This window comes from Bacillus cereus group sp. MG16, assembly GCF_040459875.1.
In the GTDB taxonomy this organism is placed as follows: domain Bacteria; phylum Bacillota; class Bacilli; order Bacillales; family Bacillaceae_G; genus Bacillus_A; species Bacillus_A paranthracis.
Genome location: NZ_JARVHE010000001.1, coordinates 1,921,178 through 1,934,786, shown reverse-complemented (window position 1 = coordinate 1,934,786; position 13,609 = coordinate 1,921,178). Strand labels below are relative to the sequence as shown.

Genomic DNA, 13,609 nt, shown 5'->3' with positions numbered 1-13,609 from the left:
TTCTGATAATTCTGTTTTTCTTTATATATTTATCAGAAGATTCTTATTAACTATTATTCTACTAATTTTTTGAGTTTTGTAAAGTGTTATTATTGAAAATTTTTAAAAAATCATTTTATTACAGTAATATTCATAAAAATTCCATAATCTTTCGAAACACTATATTTTATTGAATCTTATGTATTGATTTAATAGTCTTTATATCCTTCCACTATAAAAAACCTGTAAATTATTGTTAATAAATAATGTATATCGTAACAAACCTCTTTTCTACAAAAATAAAAAAGTCAGCAAAGCTGACTTTTTATCCGGCCATGTTCTCTTTTTTCATTTCCTCTATTACTCTCGTATACTTCTCTTCATCAAATTCATTTTCACTTTTTGCAACAACTACAGTCGCAATACCGTTACCAATTAAATTAACGATAGCACGTGCTTCTGACATGAAACGATCTACACCAAGTAATAGCGCTAACCCTTCTAGTGGGATAACATTCATTGCTGACAAAGTAGAGGCTAATACAATAAATCCCCCGCCTGTTACTGCCGCTGCTCCTTTAGATGTAACTAATAAAATAGCTATTATAGTTAATTGTTGACCTAGTGAAAGATCGACGTGAAAGACTTGTGCTAAAAATATAGTAGCCATCGATAAATAAATTGTTGTTCCATCTAAATTAAAAGAGTACCCCGTTGGAATGACTAAACCTACTACCGGCTTCGAACATCCGAAGTCTTCCATCTTTATCATCATTCGCGGCAATACTGATTCTGATGATGATGTCCCAAGAACAATAAGTAATTCTTCTTTAATATGCGCTAAATATTTCCACAAACTAAATTTGTAAAATTTACAAATGAAATTTAAAACAATAAAAACAAATAATGCCATTGTTGCATATACACAAATCATTAATTTACCAAGTGGAATAAGTGTACTTAAACCATATTTGCCAATTGTAAACGCCATCCCGCCGAATGCTCCAACCGGTGCTAATTTCATTACGATGGATAAAATGTTAAAAAATACTTTCGATAATCTTTCAAAAAAGTCGATTACCGGTTGTCCATTCTTCCCTAACATCGTTAACCCTGCACCGAATAAAATGGAGAAGAACAAAACTTGTAAAATATCACCTTTTGCAAATGCTTCAAACATGTTAGACGGCACAATATGTAAAAAGAAATCCATCCATTTCATTTCTTGCCCGCTTTGTACATATTGTGAAACATCTCCGCCTTTTAGTTTCGAGGGATCTAATCCATCTCCTGGACGTACAACATTCGCTACGATGATACCAATAATTAAAGCCGCTGTTGTAACAATTTCAAAATATAATAGTGCCTTCCCACCAACACGACCTACCTTTTTCATGCTTCCCATACTTGCAATACCAAGCACAATTGTTAAAAAGATAATCGGTGCAATAACCATTTTAATCATATTGATGAACGTTTCACCAATTGGCTTCATCTCTTGTCCAACACTCGGCCAAATTGCTCCTACTGCAATACCACAAATAATGGCCACAATAACTTGAAATGTTAAATTCTTTACGATTCTCATTTTTGATACTCCCCTGTTTCTTTCATTTCTCCCATACTATTTCAATAATTGCTAATGATATATTCTATGTAATAGCCCCCCTGTTATTTCACTTAAACTACAACTTTATGTTACACTATTATCTTAAATCTGAAAATAGTATATAACATTTGTACATAAACGACATGCTATTTAACATAATAAAAAAGCAGACATTACATCTGCTTTAATTTTCCTCAATCTGCTTTTCACTTAATCCTAGATGTGTTCTAAGAGTATTGCTCAAACTCTGTAGATCTTTTTTATTAGGATTATAATAATATACACGTTGCCCATTTGGACCATTAGGTAAATATAAATCATCACCAGCTAATTGAATTTTTTCAATCGAACAATTTAAACCGTATTTATAAAAAGATAAAATATCATCCATTACTAAATTTGTTTTAAAATCACCGTCAACCGCCTCAACTATTTTTTCTAGCTTCGTAATCGATCCTACACTTTTTAATTTACTTAAAATCGCTTCCATAACAAGTTGTTGCCGCTGCCCTCTCATTGCATCACTATCAATATGACGCGTTCTTGCTAATGCAAGTGCTTCTTCTCCTGTTAATTTTTGTAGTCCTTTTTTCAAATGGATCGCGTCAGGTTCATCTTTACTATTTTGCTCCGTAAATTCAACTGGGACATCTACTTCAATCCCATCTAATCCATCAACAATTTTAGTAAATGAATTAAAATTAAACTTTACAAAATAATCAACAGGCACTTGTAATAACTTTTCTACCGCTTCCACTGAAGCTTGCGGCCCTCCATCTTTACCATTTTTAACGAAACCACTTCCATATGCATGCGTTATTTTATCTTTTTTCTTTTCAACCGGAACATATGTGTATGTATCACGTGGTATACTCGTTAATTTCACAGTCTTATCATCTTTATTAAAAGTAGCTAACAGTAGTGCATCTGTATGAAATGCACCATTATACTCCTTTTGTCGTTCTTGATTTTCATCAATTCCCATAATTAAAAGTGAAACATTATTCGTAATCGGTTTTACAGTTTCCTCACGTAAATTCGATTTTTCACCACGTGCTAAATTCAAACTAGATTTTTGTACGAGATTAGAAGTTTTCATATATATATAAGTACCATATCCAACTCCGCCAAATAGTAATACTACTAACAGTACACTGATTATCATTGTCTTCTTATATTTTCGTTTATTTTTCTTCTCTCTTGAAGAAGAGGTATTCTCCATATCGTTCCCTCCGTTTTCTATTCCTCTAATATATTTTTCAATTTTTCATACTTAGCGCTATCCTTTTGAAATGTATTCTCTTTCAATCCTTTGTTTATTTGTATCCATTCTGTTGTAATCGAATATTGAATCATACCTTCGTGGAAACTAAGGAATTTTAGCATAATCCCTGTATTTTTCTCTACAACCATTTCAAACTTCCCTCTTAAATCTTCAGATGTACTTACAGGCATTTCTATATTTATTGTCCCTTCTATTTTGTAGCAATCCAGTCCAAGATACTTCGTTTCTTTATAATTCCAATCTTTATATCGAATTAATAGATCAGCAAATTCGGATTGAATACTATACTTCGCGAATCCCACATATTCATCATCATATCTTTTTTTCTCACCTGATTTTCTCAATAACCTTCCCGTAGGATTTAATTTTAATAGTTCATAGTTTCTTTCTTTCGGGCTCCATTTTGTTTCTTTGTACGTATACTTCTCATCATCAAATTCTTTTTTCTTGCCCTCGTTATATATAAAGGTTCGTTTTTTCGTTAGCTTGTCTTCTTTTGAAGAGATTCCTCTTTGTTGCTCCGTATCAATCGCATATTTGTATGTTGTAGCAATTCTTGACGAACTAGAATATTCCTCAAATTGTCCTGAAATATTATTAAAATGATCAATGGAATCTAGCATCTTTTCATGAATCTTTTCTTTATCTGGATAATTTGCATTCGCTTTTATTTCCTCTTCATTTTCGTAATCAGAAAATGCCTTTTTCTTTACATATTCAAACACTCCGCCGTTTTGAGCAAAAATTTGATCAGAAAACTCCGACATAGACACAATGGAAAGTGCTAGAACAGCAGCACTTATAACCATCATATAAACCCTGTAACCTTTCTTTTTTACCGGAAGACTATGTAGTGTACGATTAATCTTTTCATTTAACTCTGGCGGTACTATAACATTCTCTTCGTTTATTCTCTTTTTTAATTTCTCATCAAATATTTTTTCATTATCCATCCTTTGCACCCCCTATTCCATCTTTAATCGTTTCTGTAGTTGTTCCCTCGCACGTGCCAATCTCGATTTCACTGTTCCTTTTGGTACTTCTAAAAGCTTCGCTATACTCTCTTGATTCATATCTTCATAATAATAAAGTACCGTAACAGCTCTTAACTCTTCATGTAACGATTGAATCGCATTACACAAATCTATATCTTCATACTGATCGCACGCACTCATATTGTAATCATTCTCTTCTGTCACAATTATCTTTTTATACGTTCTAATAATGTTATTACATTCATTCATTAAAATTCGAATTAACCAAGTTTGAAAAAACTCTTCCTTCTTTAATTTTTTTATATTTTCATAGGCTTTTAAAATTGTTGTTTGTATCGCATCCTCTATATTTGTCTCATCACGTAACATAGCCTTTGCAATGCGATACATCTTCACTTTTTCCGTATGTATAAGCGCTATAAACGCTTTATGATCACCTTTTTTCGCTAAAGAAACATCAGTTTCTTCTTTTACAATCATTTTATATAAAGGGATTACTTTCACAATTGCTCCTCCTGTTTCATCCTCGCTTCAAATTTAACTTTACATGTATTAGACGTATGAGCCTAGAAAAAGGTTCATTTTTTTGAATATTTCCATAAAAAAAGGTAAACATTTTTCATGTTTACCCTTTTTTATACGTAACTCTGAGGAGATATCCATTTGGATCGACAACTTTAAAGCAATTATTTTTTTATAAAACAATAATGACTTTTCTACATCATTTACATATAGCTGCAACTCATTCGTTTCCTCCTCATCAAAAAAAGTCCACTCATATAGTGGACTTTCTACTCTACAACGGTAAATCCCTCTTCTTAAACAATACAATCGCTACTATAAAAATACAAAGCGCTCCCGCAGCTAAACCTATACTTACCGGCCATATATTATACGTTCCTTCCGCAATTTCTTTTGGACGAAACAGTGTAAATAACGATAGACTTTTCATCCACTCTAACTTATCACTTAATTTACCTACCATATTTAGTACAAAAAATAAAATAGTTAAACTTGCTGAGTAGCTAAGTGCTTTTCTTTCATCATTACATATACAAGAAAAGAAAAATGAATAAGCACTAACGACTAAAAATATGAGCCCTCCGACTATATTTATCTTCAGGAATAATTCTTTATTTAAATTATTATCTTGTAAAAACCATTCCGCACCTACTATGCCCGCTACATACGTAACAACTACAATAATTAGTAGTCCTAATATGAGAACAGAGGCTTGCGTGATTGCAATTTTCACTCTAGATACAGGTGTCGCTAATAAATATGCCATCGCCCCTTTATCTACATGCCGGGCAATTAAATGTGTTGCAACTGTAACGCAAAAAATTGTTAATATGATAATAAACAATAGACTATAGTACTCACCAGCTAAAAAATCCATTACGTTTTGAATCGGACTTTCCATGCCAACAATTTTTTTCACACTATCAGGCATAGCGCTTATTAATTCATTTAAACCTTTCGCTGATACCATTGAAGGGAATATCCAAATTAACAACCATAAATATAGGGCTGCACCAGTTGCGTAACTCAAAATACTTTTTTGCGTCTCTTTCAAACTAGCTAAAAACAATTGCTTATTCATGCTTTACCCCTTCTTTCTTATCGTAATAATGCATAAATAAATGTTCTAAATCCATTGCTCTCGTTTGAAGTGCCGTTACATTATAGTTTGAAAGTATTTGTAAAACAGTTTGATAGTTTCCTTGTACGATAATCGATGCCTCTCTACCTTTTACCGCTTCAAATTGCAAATTACATTGCGTAAGAGATTTAATCTCTTCCTCTGATGATACGGTTACATCTATCACTTGTCGTCTCATACTTTGTAAATCATGAATATTTTCAACCGTTACAAGGCGACCATCTTTAATAATCGCTACTCGGTCACATGTACGCTCAATTTCAGTGAAAATATGCGACGACATAAGAATTGTTTTTCCCCTTTGCTTTTCCTCTACTATTAAATCTATAAACACTTGCTGCATAAGTGGATCGAGCCCTGAAGTCGGTTCATCTAAAATTAACACTTCTGGCTCATGCATAAAAGCAGCGACAATTCCTACTTTTTGTTTCATTCCTTTAGACATTTTTCGAATCGGTGTTTTCACATCGAATTGTAGACGTTCTATTAATTCATCTCGTCTTTTCGTATCCTTTAGCCCACGCATACCTTGCATTAACTTCAGAAATTCTAATCCGTTCATTCCTTCAATAAAAGAAATTTCACCCGGCAAATAACCAACTTCCCTTTGAATTTTCGCTGCTATAGCGATAGGTAAGTTTTTGATGCTATCTCCAACTTTTCCCCCGCTCCACACCGTACGTGCGATTTTCACCGCATACGGCGTTCCATCAATTTAAACATATCTTTGTTTTCCCTAATCTGATAATATTAGTTCTTTTTAATACGATTATATTATTCAATATTGTTATATAGCTTTGTTTCCAACTTTCTTTCTTAGTTTGTTAAGTTTTTCAAGTTGGATCTCGTTGAGATCAAATAAGGTTAAGAGCTTGTTTATATTTTTAGGGTCATTTGTATGAATAAGTAGGTGTATATCATGATGTATGACCACTAAATTTACATATCTATCATCTTTTGATTCATGATGAGGAATAATGTGATGACAGTGGATTTCATTGAAAGCCAGTTCCCTGCCTGTGATAGCACATTTTCCATGTTGAGCGACAAACTTTGATATACGATTGTCATTGTACTCAACTGTAGCACGTTCATTTATAATAGGATTCTCTCTTAACCATTGAAGCATATATTCAGACACTAGACTCTGGTTTTTATGAATTTCTACACGCCCCTGCGGGGTGTACTTATTAGTCGAACTTTTCTTGCCTAATGGTTTTCGTTGTTTAACATAGCCAATAGGGATAATCGGCATATCAAGCAAATACCTCATATTTTTCGACTTCATGTATTTCATAATACCTTTGTCTTTTGTCTTATAATTGCTTGTTTTACTCAATCCACGTAGCCGATTTTTAAGGCTTATCATCACAGAGTAATGGATGCCATTAACATCAGACGCTACATGCGAAGCTATATTATAGTAATTATGAATACCTAATACCAAAGCGTTATATCTACTAATTTCAGCCACTGTTTCTTTTGAGTTTGAGCTTTTCTGAATGGCTCGTATTTGAGTTTTAAGCTGATACCTTATGCTTTTTATTGCTTTTTGCGATACATGAGTGTGCATAACATATCTATCAGCTTTCCTTTCGGCTTTCAACTCAAATCCCAAAAATGTACTTCTTTCATTCCACAAATCAGTTATTTGGGATTTTTCTTCTGAAATTGGTAGACGTAACCTATCTTCAAGCCACTGTTTACTTGCATGGTAGATGCGTTCAGCAGTCTTCTTGTCCTTGCAAAATATTTTAAAGTCATCAGCATACCGGACATAGTAGAACTCCTTAAGTGTTGTACTTGACCTTAATTTGCGATAATGATTTGATTTAACTTCACCTTTACCTTTGGCATACTGGTTTATAATTTCTTTACAGCGACGTCCTTGCCATTGCTTTGATATCCACCAGTCAAACTCGTTTAGATTAATATTTGCTAGCAGAGGAGAAAGAACTGCACCTTGCGGTGTTCCTTTTGTTGGAATTATCACTATGCCGTTAGGCATGACAATAGGTGATTTCAGCATTTTCCCAATGATTGCTAATAGTTGTTTGTCTCTGATGCCAATAGTCCAAAGTTGTTTCATGAGTTTGCTGTGGCATACTTCATCGAAGAAGCCTTTGATATCCACATCAACCACATAACGACATTGATTAAAGTTAATTCTATGACCGCAATCAACGATTGCTTGTTCCACTGACCTATTAGGTCTAAATCCGTAGCTGTGAGTATTGAATTTTGCTTCGCAGATAGGTTCTATCACTTGAAGAATGCTTTGCTGTGTCAGCCTATCCCAAATAGATGCAATTCCTAATGGTCTTGTCTTTCCATTTGGTTTAGGAATATCTACCCTTTTGACACGCCTCGGTTGATACCAAGAAAATCTTTTCTTCATTATGGATAGGTATTCATTTGCACTAAGTTTTTCAATATCCTTGATTGTCAATTTATCAATACCTGCTGTGTAACTTCCTTTATTACGTTTGATATTTCTGTACGCTAGTAGCAAGTTATCATCAGATACGATATATTGCATTAGGTTTTTGAATATCGCATTCTCGGAACTTTCTTTGAACAGCAAATCAAACGTTGGTGTCATACCGTAGTATTCAGCATGTCGCAACTTGCTATCTTTTAGTTCCTTTTGAACTACATCATTCATAGTTAATCACTTCCTATCGGACGTGTTGCTAGTTGTCTTACACGAACCTATGAAAATGATTAGGGTTTCCGATTTGTTTCTAAAATTGACTTGTGGCTATTCCTCTGTTCTCATTACAAGAACTTCAACGGTCACGCCACTACTCTCACTAGGATAAAATAAGGTTATTCGCTATTTACGCATTTCCTTATAACGCTTCATTGAGTGTGTCCTCTCTACGTTCCCAGCTTTCCACGTTGCCTTATTTCTATCAAAATTACATTAGGTTAGGTGCTGACTATACCCCACCATTCTATCCAACGCCTGTAACGTTGCATGGTTTTTCATAGAATGAATTCTTACTCAACCACAGAATGATAAACTCAGATTTCTCTAAGCCAGTCCGTAGGAGCGTACATTCGCCAGTTCGTCAGTGTTTTACCACATTCTCACCATACTAAGTTTTTAACGACTTCCGAGCTATCATATACGGACAATACCGCTATTGCCTTTTCGGTTGTTTACTGAACACTACGGTATATTTCACTCGACTTCACCGAGCTTCACACCATTTCCATATACACATAGGAAATCGCATGTCGGAGTATTAAAGGGAGCGTTTCAGAACGTTACTTCATCATTCCACTCCTCGAAATAAGACTTTATCCCTTATTTGTTTAATTTCATAACACGTAGGGATAAGATAGCTTTTCACTATCTAACGTGTCGCACTCATTCCAACAATCCAATCCGAAAATGGAAGATTTTCCAGATGTCGATTTTATAAATCCCATTAAATTACGAATCGTCGTTGATTTACCTGCACCATTCGGTCCTAAGTAACCGAACACTTCTCCTTCTTTTACATCAAATGTAATATGAAACAAGCCTTTTCCGTTCGAAAATTGTTTTGTAACATTTTGAACTGAAATCATAAATCCACCTCATTTTTTGAAATATTTAATATATGATATTTCAAAATTATTGTACTCCTCATCTTTCATATTCGCAACAACTTTTTGAAATATTTATATGTCTATATTTCAAAATTGTTGTTTTTCATTATTTTTTCTTGTATATTTTAATTGAGGTGATTGCATTGAACGGCTTTGAAAAAGTGAAAGAAAAGAAAAAACGTGCTATTAAAGAGGCAGCCTTCTTATTATTTTCAGAACGCGGATTTAATGAAGTGAAAATAGAACATATTGCAAAAGAAGCAAACGTTTCTCAAGTTACCATTTATAATCATTTCGGAAGTAAAGATGCGTTATTTCGAGAGCTTATACAAGAATTTATTATATCTGAATTTCAATATTATAAAGATCTTGCAGCGGAAAAATTACCTTTTCATGATATGATGCAAAAAATGATTGTAAGAAAAATGAATACTGGTGGGTTATTTCAGCCGGATATGTTACTACAAATGATGCAAAGAGATGAAGAGCTCCGAAAGTTTATTTATAGTTATCAAAACGAAAAAATCTTGCCTTGGTATTTAGAAATATTAGAACAAGCACAGCAAAAAAATGAAATTAACCCTCACCTTACTAAAGAAATGATGTTACTTTACATTCAAATGTTTACAAAATTAGGTGATGATTTTGGGGCACAGCTTCTTGAAGGAGATCGCGAAAAACATATTCAAGATATTGTCACTATGTTTTTCTATGGTCTTTCTGTTCCACAAAAATAAAAAGACACTTTTATATTAAATATATATAACCATTATTAAACATTAAAATATAAAGCTTGTATCGACGATTACCTGGTAATTTTCGATACAGGCTTTTTTTACTTATTCGCTATTTTTCCAAGTAGAATAGAATTGTCTCTTTTTAGTTTTTTGTTTTCTTCTTCTAAATTACCTATTCTTCTTTTTAGGGAATCAATAAGTTTGTCCTTGGAACTTTCACTAAATGTCTGTTTTTTTGTGATAACCTTTAATTTCTGATTTTGTTTTATTATTGCTTCATCAATTGGCTTTATAAGTTCTTCTGGATACGAGTACAAAAACGTTTTACTTACTCCTGCTTTACGGCAAATTTCAGCTTTTGATATAGGGTTACTTATTGGATCATCAAGGAGCGTTAGCTCCTTTAGAACAGCTAAAACAGTTTGCTTCTTTAACCTGCTTTCCATTTTCTTTGATTCAACCATTTTAGAGGTATTTGGACTCATATTAGCCATTAATGGACACCTCCTGTATAGAAATGTTTTGAGGCATCGAATGTTTCACCCTTTTCAATGATTTCCAATGCGGTTTGATAGAACTGAACTACCTTGTCAAATTCCTCAATTTTTTCATTTAGTCCAATTTGTTTCGCTTGGTTTAAATGCGTTGTAAAGGCATCTATTGTATCTATAACTGCGTTTTTATGTCTCGGCAATATCTTTTTCTTAATGCACGTTTTACAAGCCACCTGATGAGGACAGGAGGGCATCTTATAAGGATGCTCACAACATCCGTCACCTTGGTCAAAAATAGCGATAATTTTGTTTTTGACCCATTTGTTATCACCGAAAGTTTCTTCTTGCTCTGGGAGATTGTCTTTAATTGCTGTGGCATCAGATTTAAGAAGCTTATCTTTAAACTCCTTTTTTAAACGTTGTTGGTAGACCTTAATATACTTTTCTGTCATGTTAACTGATGAATGCCCTAAAAAGTTTTTAACAGCGTATATATCGACTCCTGCATCAATCATTTCGGTGGCTACTGTATGCCTAAACTGGTGTGAAGCTATTTTATAAATATCTCCAGACTCTGCACCAATATCTGATAATGGGATTTGATTACATATTTTAGACAGTACATGATGATAAATAGTGGCATAACTAACAGACTCCGTTATCAGAGTTTTTTCTTGAACGAAAGTAATAACTTCCCTAAATAAATACTTTTGCTTATCAGAAGTAGGAGGTAAATCTTTTACCCGTTCCTTTTGGCGTAAAATTGCCCGTTCCACTATATTTCTTCCTTTGGAGTCTTTTAAATGTGCTAATGGAACGACCAAATCTTTTTTGATTTTTGCAATACGATGGTCAAGGAAAAGTTGTGGATCTCCATCCAAATCATATTTCAAACAATCAATATCACTTCCATCTGCAATTAAGTGAGCTATGTCCTCAAAACGTCTTCCTGTATATCTTAAAATGATAATTAAATCCCAATAAGTCGGGGATACAATGGGAGTTTCCTCACTATCTTCCAATAGGGGGATTACTATATTTTCCAAGTAATCATCCAATTTTATTTTAATATGTGGTGGAATGGGTCTTGGTAGGGTTTCTACCGTTTTAGGCGTATCATAACTAATCAATAAAGCGTCTGTTTTTGGTCCATCGGACCATTTATTTTCGTACATGTATCGGAACATAGAACGGGTAGTTATTATCGCTCTGATAGATTTGCAGTTAGAAAGTGAATATATGTCAGGAAGAATTTTTTCGATATGTTCCTGCCTATTTAGCTCCTTAAAAGATTTGATATTCGGAAATTTATCATGCAGTATACTAAAAAAATCACTCAAGCATAGGATGTTTTCTTTAAACGTTTTAGCTTCCCAAGTTCCAAGCATATTTACAAAATACCTTTTTACCGTTGGGCGTAAATGAATATTTTCCAATTTAGTCAATTTAACGATAAATTGAACAGGAGAAAGATGTTTTGGATAATTCTTAAATAACCTTCTTACATCCCACACATCTTCTTTGAGATATTCTTCTCGCTCTTTTGGGTTTTTAATGTACTCAACTTCGTGATGGGGAGGGTAGTCATCTTCGTAGTGTCTTACCTGAACACCCATGTTTTCTAAAAGTTCAGCGAACTTTTCATCTTTGATGGCTGTATACCAAGGACCAGAGCTTTTAAATCCTGCTAATTTAGATAATACGTCATACTTTTTATCTTGGTTTTCAGATTGCTGTAAGACTTCGAAGAACTTCTTCTGTGTCTTCGTCATCCAAGAGGTATCGATAGCTGTAATAGGAAAAGGAGAAACGGTTGCCTTTGTTCCCAAACTCTTCGAGTTATTTGCTTTTGATGAATTTGCTGCTTCATTTTTTGCCATTTTCTCGCTCCTTCCGTTTCTCTTCTCTATACTCACTCATTCGTTGGTATTCTTTTTTATGGTCTTCTGCATTTAAATGGGCATATATTTGCATCGTGGTTGCAACATCTTTGTGACCAACCCTTTCTTGGATATACTTCCAGTTGATAGGCTCACCTTTACTGATGTACTCTCTTGCTAATTCAGTAACGTGCGTGTGTCTTAGTTTATGGGTGTTCAGTTTAATCCCTGTTTTCCTGTTGTAATGATTAAGGGTGGCGGTAAGTGTCGATTTCTTCATCGGCTTTCCATTATCCATAGGATTATTACTATTAACCACAACAAACAGGAAATCAGTAACAGGGTCACTGTTCACCCAATAGCTACTAATATATCTATCTATCAAAATCATAAGGTCAGGTGGGAGATGAACAAACCTGTCCCTGCCATACCCAGCCTTAGCCCTTGATCCATTTTCGTTGTCTGGTCTGAAACGAATATGTATGCCTTGCTCGCCATAATCAATGTCCTCAAGCTTTACTCCAAGAAGCTCACCAGACCTTACCCCTCCTTCTTTAAGAGTTAAGAGAATGATTTTATCTCGTAAGAGATTGACTGCCTTCAGGTACGTCTGAAAATCCTTTTGATCAATGGTCTTAGGAATAATATGAGGAACTTTTGATTTTAAAGTGTTCTTCTGAACAGTCCTGCTTTTCCGAGTGTGGGATAACATATCTTTATCTCTCATCTCATTTGTAACCATGACATTACGATACACAACAGGATTGTCTTTAATCCTCCCACTAGCTTTAAGCCAAAGGAATAAAGAACTTACCCTATCTACGATGGCATTGACAGTAGAAACTTTAAGGTCGTCTTCAACGTATTCATAATCTAGCATCTCTACATTTTCATAAAATCTATACGGGTTCTTGAGCCATAATTTGAAGTTAGTAAGAATATCAGGTTTTCCATCTAGGTCCAAAATACCCAAACCCTTTATTTTCAAATACACAATGAAATACCATAAGTTGTAGCAATATGTTTTTATCGTATTAGGAGATACTTCTCGTATTGCTCTTGCTTGTATCATATCGAGATATTCTTTTACTAATAGTATAAAATCTAAGTTTTCATCCATAAGATAGTACATTGTCCCATTACCTGTTTGTGCTTCTCTAACAGATACAATCTCATGCCATTTATCCTTTATTGTTTTTTCCTTACGAGATATTGTCATTTAGCTACTAACTCCTTTACTTAAATTCAAGGTCCTCGCACAGAGGCTACGTCTTCCTCCATAAAAATAATATATATAATATTCAGATAATAACATAAAGTATCTATTATTACTATGTATTTTAAATTTATCCGTTTAGATAAAAAAA

The 13,609-nt window shown here is 33.8% G+C and carries 11 protein-coding genes and 1 pseudogene; 1 reads left to right on the top strand and 11 read right to left on the bottom strand.

All coding sequences use genetic code 11. The features are described from left to right. Positions 1 to 304 precede the first annotated feature (304 nt). The 8 genes and pseudogenes from QCI73_RS09960 to QCI73_RS09925 form a co-directional block, all read right to left on the bottom strand. On the bottom strand, positions 305 to 1,567 hold the full coding sequence (locus QCI73_RS09960) for a dicarboxylate/amino acid:cation symporter (protein ID WP_262725554.1): 1,263 nt from the start codon (positions 1,565 to 1,567) through the stop codon (positions 305 to 307). Between the two features lie 205 nt (positions 1,568 to 1,772). Next, the gene (locus QCI73_RS09955) at positions 1,773 to 2,810 is read right to left on the bottom strand and encodes an LCP family protein (protein WP_262725555.1); all 1,038 of its coding nucleotides are present in this window, start codon (positions 2,808 to 2,810) and stop codon (positions 1,773 to 1,775) included. Between the two features lie 17 nt (positions 2,811 to 2,827). After that, positions 2,828 to 3,826 (bottom strand): anti-sigma factor, encoded by a 999-nt coding sequence (locus QCI73_RS09950; protein WP_353822829.1) that lies wholly within the window; start codon positions 3,824 to 3,826, stop codon positions 2,828 to 2,830. A gap of 12 nt (positions 3,827 to 3,838) precedes the next feature. Next, positions 3,839 to 4,372: an RNA polymerase sigma factor gene (locus QCI73_RS09945; protein ID WP_353822828.1), complete on the bottom strand. Its 534-nt coding sequence runs from the start codon at positions 4,370 to 4,372 to the stop codon at positions 3,839 to 3,841. A 292-nt stretch (positions 4,373 to 4,664) separates the two neighbouring features. Then, positions 4,665 to 5,471: an ABC transporter permease subunit gene (locus QCI73_RS09940; protein ID WP_327922784.1), complete on the bottom strand. Its 807-nt coding sequence runs from the start codon at positions 5,469 to 5,471 to the stop codon at positions 4,665 to 4,667. Beyond that, positions 5,464 to 6,207, bottom strand: coding sequence for an ABC transporter ATP-binding protein (locus tag QCI73_RS09935; RefSeq protein ID WP_483299584.1), 744 nt, complete (start codon positions 6,205 to 6,207; stop codon positions 5,464 to 5,466). Before QCI73_RS09935 ends, QCI73_RS09940 begins: the two co-directional genes overlap by 8 nt. A 111-nt stretch (positions 6,208 to 6,318) precedes the next feature. Continuing rightward, on the bottom strand, positions 6,319 to 8,196 hold the full coding sequence (gene ltrA / locus QCI73_RS09930; RefSeq protein ID WP_076868583.1) for a group II intron reverse transcriptase/maturase: 1,878 nt from the start codon (positions 8,194 to 8,196) through the stop codon (positions 6,319 to 6,321). A 710-nt stretch (positions 8,197 to 8,906) separates the two neighbouring features. Next, positions 8,907 to 9,110 (bottom strand): annotated as a pseudogene (locus tag QCI73_RS09925) (ATP-binding cassette domain-containing protein); the annotation flags it as partial. Positions 9,111 to 9,265: 155 nt separating this feature from the next. Here QCI73_RS09925 and QCI73_RS09920 point away from each other — a divergent pair. After that, positions 9,266 to 9,868, top strand: a complete 603-nt coding sequence (locus QCI73_RS09920) for a TetR/AcrR family transcriptional regulator (RefSeq protein WP_141491289.1) — start codon at positions 9,266 to 9,268, stop codon at positions 9,866 to 9,868. 98 nt (positions 9,869 to 9,966) lie between these two features. Here the strand turns inward: QCI73_RS09920 and QCI73_RS09915 are convergent, their stop codons facing one another. From QCI73_RS09915 to QCI73_RS09905, 3 genes are read right to left on the bottom strand one after another with little or no spacing between them, the layout of a single operon-like run. Continuing rightward, on the bottom strand, positions 9,967 to 10,362 hold the full coding sequence (locus QCI73_RS09915; protein WP_000002619.1) for a DUF6262 family protein: 396 nt from the start codon (positions 10,360 to 10,362) through the stop codon (positions 9,967 to 9,969). Beyond that, on the bottom strand, positions 10,362 to 12,242 hold the full coding sequence (locus QCI73_RS09910; RefSeq protein WP_179950263.1) for a site-specific integrase: 1,881 nt from the start codon (positions 12,240 to 12,242) through the stop codon (positions 10,362 to 10,364). Before QCI73_RS09910 ends, QCI73_RS09915 begins: the two co-directional genes overlap by 1 nt. Next, entirely contained in the window at positions 12,229 to 13,461 is a 1,233-nt protein-coding gene (locus tag QCI73_RS09905) for a tyrosine-type recombinase/integrase (RefSeq protein WP_353822827.1), read from the bottom strand. The genes QCI73_RS09910 and QCI73_RS09905 overlap by 14 nt, the downstream gene beginning before the upstream one ends. Positions 13,462 to 13,609 lie beyond the last annotated feature (148 nt).

Excerpts from the sequence above, each read along its gene's own strand:
- QCI73_RS09960 (WP_262725554.1), bottom strand. The coding sequence starts at position 1,567 with ATGAGAATCGTAAAGAATTTAACATTTCAAGTTATTGTGGCCATTATT.
- QCI73_RS09955 (WP_262725555.1), bottom strand. The coding sequence starts at position 2,810 with ATGGAGAATACCTCTTCTTCAAGAGAGAAGAAAAATAAACGAAAATAT.
- QCI73_RS09950 (WP_353822829.1), bottom strand. The coding sequence starts at position 3,826 with ATGGATAATGAAAAAATATTTGATGAGAAATTAAAAAAGAGAATAAAC.
- QCI73_RS09940 (WP_327922784.1), bottom strand. The coding sequence starts at position 5,471 with ATGAATAAGCAATTGTTTTTAGCTAGTTTGAAAGAGACGCAAAAAAGT.
- ltrA (WP_076868583.1), bottom strand. The coding sequence starts at position 8,196 with ATGAATGATGTAGTTCAAAAGGAACTAAAAGATAGCAAGTTGCGACAT.
- QCI73_RS09915 (WP_000002619.1), bottom strand. The coding sequence starts at position 10,362 with ATGGCTAATATGAGTCCAAATACCTCTAAAATGGTTGAATCAAAGAAA.
- QCI73_RS09910 (WP_179950263.1), bottom strand. The coding sequence starts at position 12,242 with ATGGCAAAAAATGAAGCAGCAAATTCATCAAAAGCAAATAACTCGAAG.
- QCI73_RS09905 (WP_353822827.1), bottom strand. The coding sequence starts at position 13,461 with ATGACAATATCTCGTAAGGAAAAAACAATAAAGGATAAATGGCATGAG.